At 42.9% G+C, this 14672-nt stretch carries 8 protein-coding genes; 1 reads left to right on the top strand and 7 read right to left on the bottom strand.

The genetic code is table 11. The annotated features are described in order from the left end of the window. Window positions 1-36: 36 nt before the first annotated feature. The 6 genes from hemE to I3252_RS05005 form a co-directional block, all read right to left on the bottom strand. Window positions 37-1173, bottom strand: a complete 1137-nt coding sequence (gene hemE, locus I3252_RS05030; protein ID WP_045445031.1) for a uroporphyrinogen decarboxylase — start codon at window positions 1171-1173, stop codon at window positions 37-39. A 251-nt stretch (window positions 1174-1424) separates the two neighbouring features. Beyond that, window positions 1425-2597, bottom strand: coding sequence for a glutamate 5-kinase (proB, locus tag I3252_RS05025; protein ID WP_045445028.1), 1173 nt, complete (start codon window positions 2595-2597; stop codon window positions 1425-1427). Between the two features lie 79 nt (window positions 2598-2676). Continuing rightward, on the bottom strand, window positions 2677-3894 hold the full coding sequence (cgtA, locus tag I3252_RS05020) for an Obg family GTPase CgtA (RefSeq protein WP_238034416.1): 1218 nt from the start codon (window positions 3892-3894) through the stop codon (window positions 2677-2679). Window positions 3895-4179: 285 nt separating this feature from the next. Beyond that, window positions 4180-5625 carry a glyceraldehyde-3-phosphate dehydrogenase gene (locus I3252_RS05015; protein WP_238034415.1) on the bottom strand — a complete coding sequence of 482 codons (1446 nt, stop codon included), beginning with the start codon at window positions 5623-5625 and terminating at the stop codon, window positions 4180-4182. 511 nt (window positions 5626-6136) lie between these two features. Then, complete coding sequence (locus I3252_RS05010; protein ID WP_238034414.1) at window positions 6137-7315, bottom strand: lipocalin family protein; 1179 nt, start codon at window positions 7313-7315, stop codon at window positions 6137-6139. Window positions 7316-7755: 440 nt separating this feature from the next. Beyond that, complete coding sequence (locus I3252_RS05005; protein WP_238034413.1) at window positions 7756-8859, bottom strand: NUDIX domain-containing protein; 1104 nt, start codon at window positions 8857-8859, stop codon at window positions 7756-7758. A gap of 290 nt (window positions 8860-9149) precedes the next feature. Here I3252_RS05005 and I3252_RS05000 point away from each other — a divergent pair, with 290 nt between their 5' ends. After that, window positions 9150-9314 (top strand): hemin uptake protein HemP, encoded by a 165-nt coding sequence (locus tag I3252_RS05000; protein ID WP_010200173.1) that lies wholly within the window; start codon window positions 9150-9152, stop codon window positions 9312-9314. 259 nt (window positions 9315-9573) lie between these two features. On the opposite strand, the gene I3252_RS04995 is transcribed toward I3252_RS05000, so the two are convergent. Beyond that, complete coding sequence (locus I3252_RS04995; protein ID WP_238034412.1) at window positions 9574-14568, bottom strand: translocation/assembly module TamB domain-containing protein; 4995 nt, start codon at window positions 14566-14568, stop codon at window positions 9574-9576. Between the last annotated feature and the right edge of the window lie 104 nt (window positions 14569-14672).

The following is a 14672-nucleotide window of genomic DNA, read 5'->3' as shown; positions in this document are numbered from 1 at the left end:
ATGCCTGAACTTTGTCATTTTTAGATTCTAGCGGCTTTAGATTTTATAATCGTGCACCGCATCGATAAATACTTTGGCATTGTCAGGATTGACCCATTGCGTAATACCATGACCTAAGTTTGCTATATAACCCGTTTTTTCGCCGCTTGCATAAGCACTATCAAGCATTGCATTTACTTCAGCACGAATCGTCGCAGGTGAACCATACAATGTTGCTGGATCCAAATTGCCTTGAATGGCTTTACTACTCTGTAGTTTTTTATGCTGTTTGGTCAATTGACGCTGACTTTCAGCCAATACTTGGCGTGCACGATCAATGGGCATCGTCCAATCTAACCCTAAAACATCAGCTTGACTATCTGCTTGCACATCCAACCATAACCCACCGCCTTTGGTAAATAATACCACTGGTATTTGCGGATGGCGTACTTTTAATTCAGCGACGATACGCTTATTATAAGCATGAGAAAAATCGATAAACTGACGATGACCAAGCGCCCCACCCCAACTATCAAAAATCTGTAAAATTTGAGCACCAGCGACCACTTGTGCATCTAGATAATCAATGACAGAAGTGGCTAATTTATCTAATAATTGATGCAAAAAATCAGGGTTGCTATACAAAAAGCCTTTAGTATAACGATAGTCTTTTGAGCTGCCGCCTTCGATCATGTAGGTAGCCAATGTCCATGGACTACCAGAGAAACCAAATAAAGGCACTTGACCATTCAATGCTTTTCGGATGCTAGTCACTGCACGCATGACATAATCAAGAGAGTCATTGGGTTCCAGTACTGGCAATCTATCTAAATCTGCTTGTGTACGAATAGGATGTTTAAACTTAGGACCTTCACCCGCCTCAAAGTATAAGCCTAGACCCATAGCGTCAGGTATGGTCAAAATATCACTAAATAAGATAGCGGCATCTAAATCATAACGGCGTAGTGGCTGTAAAGTAACTTCAGTGGCGCGGTCCGTATCTTTGCACAGGCTCATAAAGTCGCCCGCTTCCGCACGAGTGGCTTTATATTCTGGTAAATAACGACCTGCTTGACGCATCATCCAGACTGGTGTGGTGTCTATTGATTCAAAGCGTAATGCCCGTAATAATCTATCGTTCTTTAAAGGCGCAAATTCTTGCTGGATCGAGTTACTATTGTCTGAAGCACTCATGTACAAATCTCCAAAACAACACCGCATTCATAATTATCAATGAATACGGTGCTGGATAAAATAAGTTGAATAAAAGAATATTAAAACGTTCAGATAGCGACACTCTATTACGAAAAGCCACACATGTTTAATGACGATTTATTGGTTAATAACCATTAAAAGCATTTAGGGTTTTAGAGTGTCATTTGCCGTTAATTTTTAATTGATAGTATCGTGCTTATAATTAAAATCGGATAAATACCATGAATGGTCTACATGGTCAGCGCTAAATTATCACGGTGTACCATGACCACACGCTCTTCATTATTACCAAGAATTCTATCAAACTGCTCAGTACGCTCACGAGCCACTCGGCAAGCATCACGAGAGGAGAAGTTCACTTGTCCAACCGCTAAACGCTCGCCCGTATCTTGATGCACCACCTCAACCACGTCACCTTCATCGAAATCACCGCGTACTTCCACAACACCGACCGGTAGCAAGCTCTTGTGATGCTCAACTACTGCTTTTGCTGCGCCTGCATCGACTATTAGAGTGCCTGACATACGTAAATGTGCGGCAAGCCATTGTTTGCGTGCAATGATTTTGTCTTGATCATTGGTGGTCAATAAAGTACCAACCGCTTCGCCTGATACCACACGAGTGATAACATCATCGATAGCACCGCTCACGATAACGGTTGGACAACCACCCATCGCTGCAAGACGACCAGCACGAATTTTGGTCAGCATACCGCCGCGACCAAGCTTGCCACCATCCCCTGCAATATCAAATAAGTAATCCGCCATCGCACGCTCTTGGCGAATCATTTTTGCATTAGGATTGTCACGTGGGTTGTCCGTAAACACCCCATCTTGATCAGTCAAAATGATATATAAATCGGCATTAACCATCGCCGCCGCCATCGCGCCCAAAGTATCGTTATCACCAAATTTAATTTCATCAATGGTAATAGTGTCGTTTTCATTAATAACCGGTAGCACGCGCCATTCTAATAATTGTGTCAACGCGCCCGTCGTATTGAGATAACGGCTACGATTAGACAAATCATCATGAGTCAGTAGCAGCTGCGAGCTTTGAATACCATGTTGGATTAATGCTGACCACCACGTTTCAATCAAACCCATTTGACCAATAGAAGCACAGGCCTGTAGTGCTGCTAGTTTCTTCGGGCGCTCCTCAAGATTCATTCGTACCACACCTTCAGCAACGGCACCTGACGATACTAGCAGTACTTCGACGCCTTGCTTGTGCAATTTAGCGATCTGCTTTGCCCACTCATATATGGCAGTTCGATCCAGCCCTCGACCGTTATTGGTTAACAACGATGAGCCAATCTTGACAATAACGCGCTGAATATCAAAGTTGCGAGTTTGTTTAATAAACCTTGCTTCTTCGGTCGTGTTTTCTATGTCACCTGCCATATAAACTCCTGTCTCTCATGTGAATTGATTACGGGGATTGATCTAAAAAATTCAAGTATATCAGCTCAAGCCTGTTAGCTTAAGGAACATAAATGACCTCAACACCATCTTCATCGTCATCGTCAAAATCAGCATCGTCGTCGCTTATATCTACACCTTCGCGAGCCGCTTTGCGGGCCGCACGATAGGCTTCACGCTGCGCCTCAGTGTTTAGACGTACTTCTACTTCTAAGCGCTCAAAACGGGTTCTTTGTGCTTCAGCGAAGATAGGATCTTCTAGTTCACGCTCACGCTCTAGCTCAATCTCATTCATTAAATGATATTTAACTGCATCAGTCCCTTCACCCATTAAGGTTGACGTGCGAAATACATCGCCTGCCCAATCAAGCTCGGCGACAATATGAGTACAAAGCTCATCTAACTCTTCGTCAGGCACCTGATCAATTTTGTTTAATATCAAAATCTGGGGCAAGTTGGATAACTCAGGCGAAAAACGCTCAAGTTCATTCAAAATAACACGAGCGTTGGCTACCGGATCGCTGCCATCAATTGGCTTTACATCAACCACATGTAACAGACGACGAGTACGAGCCACATGTTTTAAGAAACGAATGCCAAGTCCAGCACCTTCTGAAGCACCTTCGATCAAACCTGGAATATCTGCCATCACAAATGAGCGATGACGACCGATATCAACCACACCTAGATTCGGAACGAGGGTAGTAAACGGATAGTCAGCAACTTTTGGTCTAGCAGCAGAGACTTGACGAATAAAGGTAGATTTACCAGCATTAGGCAAACCAATCAAGCCAACATCAGCCACAACTTTTAGCTCAAATTTAAGAACTTTTAACTCACCTTCAAAACCAGACGTCGATTTACGCGGTGCTTGGTTGGTAGAGCTCTTAAAATGGGTATTGCCCAAACCACCATCACCACCTTTGGCAATCAGTAACGTCTGACCAAGTTCAATCAAGTCACCCAACACTTCGTCAGTTTCGGTATCAACTACCGTGGTACCGATAGGTACTGGTAAAAACAAATCATCAGAGCCCTTGCCTGAACAGTTTCTACTGTGGCCATTCTCTGCTCGCATAGCATCGTGACGACGGGTATAACGATAGTCCACTAGGGTGTTGGTGTTATCCTCTGCAATGACGTAAATATCTCCGCCCTTGCCACCATCTCCACCATCAGGTCCACCACGTGGGACATACTTTTCTCGGCGAAAACTGGCGATTCCGTTACCACCGTCACCTGCTTTTACCGTTACGACGGCTTCATCAATAAATCGCATCTTACGTTCCTTTATTTACACTCTAGTTTATAGACTCAATAGCAGTCATATACTGCTTCTTTTGCCTATAGGTATCTTTCAAAAAATAGGAGACTTACGTCTATGTTGCTATATATCATTGCTTTATCTGTGACAATAACACCCGATAACCAATTGGACTATCGGGTGCGGTATATATTAACTTAAAAAATCACATCTATTTGTCCATGCTAAAAGTGACTATTAAAGTACTTTCTTATAAAGAATACCTCAATATTAAAAACTCACTACTGCTGTACAAATGTATTAAGCTGGAATCTGTGTATAACTGATGCCTGCCATTTGTGTGGCTAAACGTAATACTTGCGTACTATAGCCAACTTCATTGTCATACCAGATATAAACAATGGCATGATTGTCGGTCAAAATAGTCGCTTGGGCATCGACAATACCTACATGGGTATCACCAACAAAATCCGTCGATACCGCTTCGGTAGAATCTGTATAAGCAATTTGTGTTTGCCACTGACTGCTATTAGATACTTTACGCATAAACTCGTTCAATGCATCAGCACTTTCTGGTGCTGTTTTAAGATTCAAGTTTAAAATCGCTAAGCTGACGTTTGGCGTTGGTACACGGATGGCATTACCCGTTAGTTTACCACTAAGCTCTGGCAGTGCTTTACCAACCGCTTTAGCAGCACCCGTACTGGTAATAACCATATTCAATACAGCACTACGACCACGGCGATCCGCTTTATGATAATTATCAATCAAGTTCTGATCGTTAGTGAATGAGTGAATCGTTTCAACGTGACCGTTTTCGATACCGTATTCATCGTTCAATACTTTTAACGTTGGGGTGATTGCGTTGGTGGTACAGCTCGCCGCACTGACGATTGTATCTTCACCGACTGTATCGTTATTTACACCATAAACAACGTTTTTAATCTCACCGCCAGCTGGGGCTGTTAATAGGACTTTTTTCACACCAGTCGATTGCAAATGCTTGCCAAGACCCGCTTCATCTTTCCAAATGCCCGTATTGTCAATCACTAACGCATCATTAATACCGTAAGTCGTATAATCAATCTCGCTTGGATCTTTAGCGTAGATGACCTGAACAAAGCGACCATTGATAATCAAGCCATTGTTTTCATCATCAACCACCACGCCACCAGCAAAGCTACCATGAATCGAATCACGCTCTAGCAATGATGCGCGCTTGGCCAAATCGCCAGATGCCGCAGGACGTACGACGATGGCTTTTAACTGCATACCTTTAGCACTTGACGCTTGTGATAATAGCAGGCGAGTTAAAATACGACCAATACGACCAAAACCGTATAGCACGACATCAGTCGCCGGATTAACCGTAGTGTCATCAACATTAACTGCTTGAAGTGCTGCTTGTAAATCACTGTCATTAGCGATTAATTGACCAACATCAACCTGTGCAGACTGAAGCTTATCATTAGCCGCTAGCGCTTTAACCATGGCTAAAGTGTCAGCGATATCAATAGATTTAGCGTCTTGGTTACGCAAGGCTACTTTTTGATGCAATGCCAATATTTGACCAACTGACGTCGTATTTAACGTGTCACCGAACAAGGTTACTTGTACGTCTTGCTCATTATAGAGCTTATTCAATAGCCCCATCAGCTCAATCGCTTGTTGCTCTTGATTGTTGTAGTTGCTTAAGTGGTCTTGATGTAATTGGCGTAAGGTATCAGCGTTGCTCACGAGAAACATCCTTATGGTCAGTAATGTGTGATCAGTAAATGATAGAGAATACAGATTAGATAGATTATGTGTGGTCTACGCAATCACTCTAGTATGGCAACCGCACGATATCGGTGTCAGTTATTGAGGTAGAGTATTGAGATCGCCTAGATTTTAGCCTAAAACGGCCTATTTTGCCAGTGATAACCGATCTGCTAGCGCTTATAAAGCATTTTATTGAATTATGCAGGTTATTATGAAAATAAAGGCAGCCAATTATGCTGCCTTATTGTTTATTATTGCCAGTATCAAATAGTGGATGATAAAGTACCACTACTATTTAACTCAGTATCTAGGGCGTGCCTTCATTTCAAAAATGGTGATAAAAACAAGATAAATTGCCGTCAAACAAGAAAAATAGCGCAGATAATATCGGGATATTAACCAACTATTTGACGATGTTTGGCAAGATTTGACCATTTTTAGCCCATTGAGATGACTATCGAGTGAATTGAAGACACGTTCTAGTCAGTGATGCTCGTTATGGAACGAGACTAACCGTTTGATTGGTCTGCGGGGTTAACTTAAATTCTTTTAAGTCATAGCCTTGCTGTTGAGCGATTTGACGATATTTGGCATAAGTTTCTTGAGTGACGTTTGGCGAACGTGCCAATAACCATAAATATTTTTTATCAGGTGTTCCTACTAAAGCAGTCTTGTAATCAGCATCACGTGCTAGTACCCAATAGTCTGCACGACCAACTGGCAACCAACGAATCCACGATGGTAAAAATGTGACCTTTAACTTACTGCCTGACTCATCAACAGGCTTAGCGATACCCTCAGAAGTAATATCAGAACCGTCTTTCTGTACGCATTTATTAGTGACTATGATACCTGAGCCGTCGGTTTTTTCAGTATAATTGGCGGTGACATCACTGGCACAATTGCGCTGAAAATACATGGGCAAACGACCTATCTCATACCATGTTCCTGCATACTTTTTTAGATCAACGCTATCCACTGTGGTCGGTGTGCTTGCAGACTTATGAATGATGGCGCTTGGCTTGATTGACAGTGTCTCTGTAGTGGTTTTATCGGTAGTGGCGTTAGCAGTCATGTCAGCGGTAGCATTGACTGGTGGCGTCGCCGCATACGCTGAGAATGCAGCTAATGGTATGATAATAGCTAGAGCTATACCCGTATGCTTGATAAGTCCATTCATAAATATACGCTCCGGTATTTCTTTGTATGATGAGTAATTAGAGGTTGATGATGAATCAGCATTTTGCGTTGAATGGTGGTTCTGTCCAGATTCTTTTTCGCTCAACTCTTGTGACCATTTATAATCGTTAGTGCAGTGACCACTATCCTTGGTACAGTAATCACTAACGAAATTACTGCTTTCGCTATGTTTTGAATCGCCGTCTTTGTTATTATTGCTGTTAGTCATAGTAGACTCTTTTGCCCGTAGTGGGCTCTTATCGGCGCTTTTATATCCAAAATAGTGATTTTTCGAAGACGTTTTTTTTGCCAAATGGGTAGAATATTGGTCATTTAGATTATCATGGTTGTAGCTAGCATCGTTGCTGGCGTGACCTGTCTGCCGTGTACTACCCTCATTCAGATGATAGTGGCACGACTGTGTAGTCTGCTTAGATTGAGAACCAGCTTCCTTTGTATCAGACCATGCTGATTGAGGTAACTTATTGGTTTTCATAGAGGTACCATTATTGATAGTGACTGTTAACTATTCTTCTTATATGCCCTATATATACTCTCATCTTCTGTGCGTCTTCAACTTTTAAAAATATATTGAATGTAAAAGCTGGCGCTGCAAAAACCAAATATTATGAGAGCAGTTAAGAGATATGTTGATAAGCAATTCGCTTATAAGAATATAGAGTAAGTACTCTTTGTTTAGGTGATATATATTAATGGCAGCTCAACTATTAAAACAGTGTCGCAATGTAGGAAAAAGCAACGGTTTGTAAGTAACTATGCGTTTATGCAGTAGAATAAATACCGAATAAACACATAGTTACTGATTGGATAAATATATTAAAAATCAATTATTTGCCCTGATAGATGCCAATTAATGGCAATTCTGGTTCAGAACTGGTCAGCATTGGTGCCAACACTCCCTCTATTAGTTCTTTACTATTCAAAGAACTGTCGAATACCAGCAACACTGATACCACCGTGCTCTAATACTTGATGAATCATCACAGGTGATAAACCACCCAAACCGATAATCGGCATGTCAGCCAATTGCGCCAATGCTGACCATGATTCCCAACCAAGTGGCACAGTATCAGGATGTGTATGGGTGACTAGTACAGGAGACAAAAAGGCGCCAATGACGGGCGGTAATTGCTGTTGTAACCGAGCATGAGCCAGTTTATTGGCAGCATCAATACTGGCGGCATCATGACAACTGACTATTAACGGATAATTTTTAGACAGCACTCTATCTTGTGTATCCTCCGACCATTGCAACAATGCGGTATGAGACAGCTGATTGGCAACGATTGAATTGGCAGTGGTTGTATCTTTCATTGCTAGCGGCGCTTCAGTGGTTAGGGTCTGTCCATTGACATCACAAGGAACAATCGCCTTAATATCTGGACGCATATGCATCAACTGCGCTGCTATACTTTCTGAGCCAGCTGCCTTTATTCGAATATATACCCAAGCATTGGCTGTTAGCTTGTTTTGATGAAAAGTCAGCCATGCGGCCACTGGATCAGGTGAGGCATCAAAATGCGTCAATGGATAGGTAATTGCTATCGTTGTTGGCACACTCAACCATTCGAGAATCGTCTGGTTAGCAGCGGGTAAATGATATTTTCCTGCTAATAAATCTGCCTTATCTACCCACGTTAGCGCCTGACCTTCTAGCCCATATTGGCGATGCTTATGCTGCTCATACTGCTGCGCGGTCAGCTCAACCTTATAAATCTGTAAACTGACCTGCTTATCACCATAATCATGATGCAGACGTCCAAGCTTGACCATCGTATTGTCACAAATTTCAATGCCTGTCTCTTCAGCGACTTCCCGAATCAATGCCTGCTCGGCATTTTCATTGGTTTCTATTTTGCCACCTACAAATTCATAGCGGTTGCCTTGATGCTGGGCGGCGTTTCTAAATCCAAGTAAATATTGGGCTTTATGATGAATGACCGCAACTGCCACGTTTACGATAAGTACTTTTTCACTGTTATATGAGCTATCAATGTGGTTATCTGCTTCATTTGGCATCGGCGTCTCCTTTATTACTGTTTTTTTAAAGTGCGATTTGATTGGTTTATACTTTCAAAAAACCAAGTCGATCTAAAATCAACCTATTGATTCATAATAACAATCAGCTAATTTTTATTTAGTTAAATTTCATTTACAAAAATTGCTTTAGATAAGTTTACACAATGACTGCATTTTATTTTATCAATTACCTTGCAAAATCCTTCAATGTAAATGATAATTATTATCGTTAAAGATAGTTACTGTATCGCCACTACTATTCAGCCATTTTTTATCAAAAGGAATTTACTATGAGCATGGTTATCTCTCGTTACTTGAATTGCCGTGAAAACCGTTTACCAACTTTACAATCACAACACTTATTTGCACTCACTAAAGAAGTGCGTATCGAGCATGAGGGTGAAGAGTATCGATTACGTTTAACACGTAATAATCGCTTAATTCTGACTAAATAGATTAATATCATTCATCATCAATATTAGGGCGTGTCCTCATTCTAAAAATGGTGATAAAAATGAGATAAATTGCCGTCAAACAAGGAAAATAGCGCCGATAATATCGAGATATTAGTCAACTATTTGACGCCGTTTGGCAAGATTTAGCCATTTTTAACCCATTTAGATAACTATCGATTGAATTGAGGACACGCCCTAGCCTACCTATAAAAAAACGCCTTCATTCAAAGGCGTTTTTTATTGCATAAAACGATGCGATTTAGAACTGCCAACTGTAAACCACATCCACCGCGTTTTCTGCCGCTGAGGTTGCCTCTACATAAATACGTCGAGTTAACTGATAACGAATAGATAAGCTATTTTGAGCATTAAATACCCCTACTCCGTAGCGTATATACAAATCAGGCGTCACGTAACCAGTGACATTGACGTTGGTGTCTTCACTACTGCCTGAGGCATCAACCGTTAAACTCTGAAAACCAAAAATCTGACCGATTTGATTGGTTAGATTGCGCGTGCCACTCAGTCCAAAGCTTAAGCCCGCGGCGGCTAGGTTATTCGTCACTTGCGATTTAAAGCCTTGCTCACTGATTTGGGTGGCGCCTTTGTTATTAATTCGACCTGTCACCAAAGCATTCATCGCCTGCTGTTGGGTCAAACCTGCATTATTAAAGACGATAATATTGGGGCTTTCTGTATTGCCTTTGACACGCACACCTACCGTTTTACCACTGATCGTTTTAACCGCCTCAATACTGAGGTTAGGTTTCATCACATCACCGTTGAAGCGCACTTGTCCGTAGTTAAGCTCTAGGTTCTGACCAAAAGCGTTGATATTGGTACGACGTGATACTTGCACCACCCCTTTTGCACGCATGACACCCGTGCCAGTTTGAGTGATATTAATCGCACCAGCTAAAGGAATAACGGCACCAAAACCACGGAAATTGATATCATCACCCAAGTCGACACCGATATCTGCATTGATTGACCAAGGTTTCGATATTGCCAATACCTCGTCAATATTGCCAATGAGACGACGATCAAGAACCACCGCATCCTCGGTTTGAGTAATGATATCTTCGCTGGCTTCTGGCGGACGAATGGTCGCTGACGGTACGCTGACCGCTCCCTTAATATCGACATAACGATCGCCTGGACGCACGATGATATCAATATCAGGGTTGATTTCTGCCACTAACAATGGTGGCTGAGTAATCACCAAACGCTCGCCGCTGACGCTAAGCTTGGCTTGGAGTTTTTGTTGCCAATTAACTGTCCCAGTCAAAACCCCTTTACCCGTACCACTGCTAAAGGTTCCATCAATAGTCGCTTGCGTGCCACGAATTTTGGCGTCAGTATTTACATTGGTTAAATTAATGGGCAAATCAAGCATCGCAATACGGCCATTAGCAAGTTTCACATCGCCATAGAATTGCGGCTTATCTAATGTACCGCCCAATCCTCCTGCCATCGTGACATTGCCCTCTAGCACTCGCATACCTGGGAAGAAAGGCTTGAATATCGCAAGGTTAAGCTCATTCAATACCAAAGCACCCGAAATTGGCTTAGGCGTCTTATAAGGATCAACGACCACTTCAGCATAGCCACGCGCACCGCCACCAGTGTTAATATCGGTACGTAGTTTGATGCCCTCAGGGACGGACAGTGCAATCAATGAGACCCGCTTATAAGGCAGAGTGACGGGTAAACTATCACCATCTTGAATCAAGCCGATTTTGCCGTTGTCTGAATACAGTGTGGTATTAATCGTCGGTGGACGACCACGTTGCCAGCCAACAATCGCCTTACCATTAATTTTGCCATGCCAGTCGATATCTTTGGGTAAAAAGACCGATAGTAATGACGTATCTAGATTTTGTAAGGCAATATTCACCTCACCTTTATCAGGTGACGCGATTAAATTTTCACGTAAGCATACCTTGCCCGTTTGATCGGTGGCTTGCCAGCAGTGCGCTGCCAACTGTACTTTTAAATCGTTATTATTGCCATTTTGATTGTTGGGTAAATTCACAATTAACTGCGCTGGCTGTAACTGATTTAAGGTCGCATATTTAGATTGAACACGGCCCTTACCGATGACGCCAGACCAGCTCAGTTTATCCCGATTGAAGCCGCCTTTAAGCCTTGCGCCAATCGTAAGCTGCTCATTGGCAACGTCAAGATTGACCACATGCGCCTGCTCAGTACCATTAAATGTTGCTTTAACGCTTTTAAAACTCTGTCCAGCTGCATCTAAGCCTTCAGCGGTGATAATAAGTTGACTTGGGCTGTTTGCTAAATTGACCAGCTTACCGCGCACGCGACCTTGGCGCAAAATAAAGCCTGGCAGCGCAATTCGCTCACCGACTAAATCGATATAAATAGTTGGCAGCGCTTGTCCTGCTGGCTGTGATAAGGTCGCACCGCCAGTGACTTTGCCAGCCAATTTATCTGACAACTGATCCAGACTGGTGATATTAATTTTGGTTTGTAATTGCTTAGCATTGCCATTAGCAGTGACATAATTATCACCCCAACGTAGCACTAAATTATCCGCGTTTAAGCTGTCTATCAAAGCATTTACTTGCTTATATTGCGCCTGTGCATCTTGCGTTTGTAGACGCCTGAAATAGCTTGCCAAATCTTTTGGCAGACGCATCTTCGCTGCTAAGCTACCTTTGGCACTAAGCGGTTGACCCTTTAGCATACCTCTTAAATCAATTTTTTTGATATTAATGATTTGCTGCGAGTCACTCCAGCGCCCATCCGTATCGATAGTGCCGGTGATAAGGCTTGGAGTATCTTTGAGGAAATAACCAATATTAAAACGATCCATCACTGCATCAATATCCCACGCAATGCCTTGACGTACATCAACCGTCCCTTTGGCGTCAATACTGCCTGCCGCGCCCACATGACGGAAACGCTTGATACGAATCAGCTGATCATCACCACTGGCATCAATGGTTAGCTTGCCCGCTGGCAGTTGCTCAGCATCTAGCACTCCATCGAAATTCACCGCAAAACGTTGCAGTTTGCCTGCGGCATTTTTACTATTCTTAGGCGCAGTTTGCCACTCGCCGCTGGTCTTCAAGTCACCGGTAATAATCGCTGGATTGTTGGGTAAAAAATAACCCAAATTAAATTTATAAAAGCGACCATCTATGGTCCAGCCGATATTTTTACGCAAATCGATGACGCCCTTGGCATTCACTGCGCCCGCTTCACCGTTGTAATTGAGCTTACGAATACTAATAAACTTTGGCGTGCCAGCCGCATCAATAGATAGGCGTCCTTTTGGTACATCTGCAGTATCGACTTGCCCATTGAAGCGCGCATCGAACATAGACAGCTCGCCACCAACGATATCGATTTTGGCATCACCCGCACCCGTTATACCAATAGCACGGCCATCTTGAGTCGCATCAAGTTGCGCCTGCAAGTCGGTATCGTTTAAGGTAATAATATGACGCTGACCACTAACGCCACCTTTAGTAATAGTCAATAAACGACCACGCGCGCTGACACTACCGGTTAGGCGCTCAAGCGGCAAATCACTTCGATACTGTTTGGGTAATAATCCATTGGTACGCGCATCTATCTGCCATGTGAGCGGACGCTTTTTATTTGCCAATTGAATCTGTCCAGTACCTGATAAGTCGCCCACGACCCCTTTATAGTTCAGGCGATTAATGTCGATGACATCCCCAGCTTTGCGCACGCGCACATCATAGTTGCCTTTAGGAGCGGCATTCAATTCATTAATGACCGCATTGGCATCTACTGATAACCGTGAGCCACGAATGATGACATCCGCCTGTCCACGCGGACTATCAATATTACCGATATTAGGCACATCGCGGCGGATTAGGTTTTGCCATTTGGCATCGATATACCAAGGCGCTACCTGTGTCGACTTCGCTGACGTTTTGCCTTGGACGATATTAGCATTCACATGCTCGCCATCACGTTGACGCAAATCTGCATCAAGCTCTATGTTACCAGCGCTGTTTTGCTGCTGATAATGTAATGACAGTCGACCATTCAGCTTTTGCGGTGCATATGCTTTGAAATCAGCATAGTCATCAGGAATAACGCGGCGAATATCAAAATTGCTCCCTGTCGCTCGTACTTTTGCATCAAAGCTGTCTTGCCAATCTAAAATACCTTGCAGAATTAAATTTCCAGCTGGCACCTGAGCATCTAAGCGATCAATACGTAACTGACTGTTTGCAATAACGGCGCGACCTTGATAGTGACCAGACGGAATGTCTTTAGCCGTCAGCTCAGTATTGATACGCAGACGTATTTCAGAGATCACCCCTGTCGCGGTAGCAGTACCACTTTTTAAACGAATTTTTTGGCTTTCCGCATAAGGGATCAAAATATCATCCCATTGCAATTTTGCCTGGAATGGCGAATCCTGATCCAATCCTTGGACAACAAAATCACCGCTCACATCGCTGTCATTGTAGCGACTACGAACTTTACCGACCGTACGTTTTAGCGTTCCTGTTGCTGTGATATTCAATGGATCAACGTAGGCTTTTTCTAGCGCACTGACTTCTGCAATCGCGCTTAAATCTAGCGGATAGTCGCCTTGTAAATCAATTTCACCTTGTAAGGCACTGATTTTGACGATATCAGCATATTGTAAATCGCCGCGACCAACCGTTACTATGCTACCGACCCATGTTAAATCACGGGCAACAATACCCTGCACAACGATGGGCTCTTTGGTCACTTGTTTATAAGTAATATTTTTTATTTTAGCGTGATCAAAGCGTAAGTTCACTGGTAGCTGTAACGTTTTATAATCGAACGGCTCACCCGTTGGTGGCTTGTTATTGATAATCTCAATGGTTTGTATGTCTGCATCACGCAGATGCACTTCTTTGGCAAATATGGCACGCCAGCCTATCTTGACGTAAGCTTTATCAACCAATACTTCAAGGTCTTCAGTCGCCTTGATATCGATATCAGTGACCCAGATACCATCACGTAAATTACCGCGACCATATTTAAAATCAATGCCCGTCTCAGCACTGACTTTCTCTAATATAAACTTCGTACCCGACTCTGTGCCCATTGCGTAAAAAAACACAGCAAACATGATGGCCAGCACAATTAAAATAAGCACCAGTAATTTGAGCAAAAATGACAGCGGATACCAACGTCTGACGGCACGAGCATCGCGCTGTGCTGGATCTTCATCTGGGGCATTATTAGGCGGGGTATTTTTTGTCAGCATGACACTCAACTACGTTAAAGAATGGTCACCGGCAATCGGCACGATAAATAAGGAATACAACGGATATTGCTAATAGCGCGTGTTGAACCTGTCTCTATGTCACT

It is taken from the genome of Psychrobacter sp. Ps4 (genome assembly GCF_022129285.1).
Classification (GTDB): domain Bacteria; phylum Pseudomonadota; class Gammaproteobacteria; order Pseudomonadales; family Moraxellaceae; genus Psychrobacter; species Psychrobacter immobilis_A.
Note: the sequence above shows the minus strand (reverse complement) of the source record. Positions and strands in the feature narration are given on the sequence as shown.

Bases quoted from the DNA above. Each gene is read 5' to 3' on its own strand.
- hemE (WP_045445031.1), bottom strand. From the start codon at position 1,173: ATGAGTGCTTCAGACAATAGTAACTCGATCCAGCAAGAATTTGCGCCT.
- proB (WP_045445028.1), bottom strand. From the start codon at position 2,597: ATGGCAGGTGACATAGAAAACACGACCGAAGAAGCAAGGTTTATTAAA.
- cgtA (WP_238034416.1), bottom strand. From the start codon at position 3,894: ATGCGATTTATTGATGAAGCCGTCGTAACGGTAAAAGCAGGTGACGGT.
- I3252_RS05015 (WP_238034415.1), bottom strand. From the start codon at position 5,625: ATGTTTCTCGTGAGCAACGCTGATACCTTACGCCAATTACATCAAGAC.
- I3252_RS05010 (WP_238034414.1), bottom strand. From the start codon at position 7,315: ATGAAAACCAATAAGTTACCTCAATCAGCATGGTCTGATACAAAGGAA.
- I3252_RS05005 (WP_238034413.1), bottom strand. From the start codon at position 8,859: ATGCCAAATGAAGCAGATAACCACATTGATAGCTCATATAACAGTGAA.
- I3252_RS05000 (WP_010200173.1), top strand. From the start codon at position 9,150: ATGAGCATGGTTATCTCTCGTTACTTGAATTGCCGTGAAAACCGTTTA.
- I3252_RS04995 (WP_238034412.1), bottom strand. From the start codon at position 14,568: ATGCTGACAAAAAATACCCCGCCTAATAATGCCCCAGATGAAGATCCA.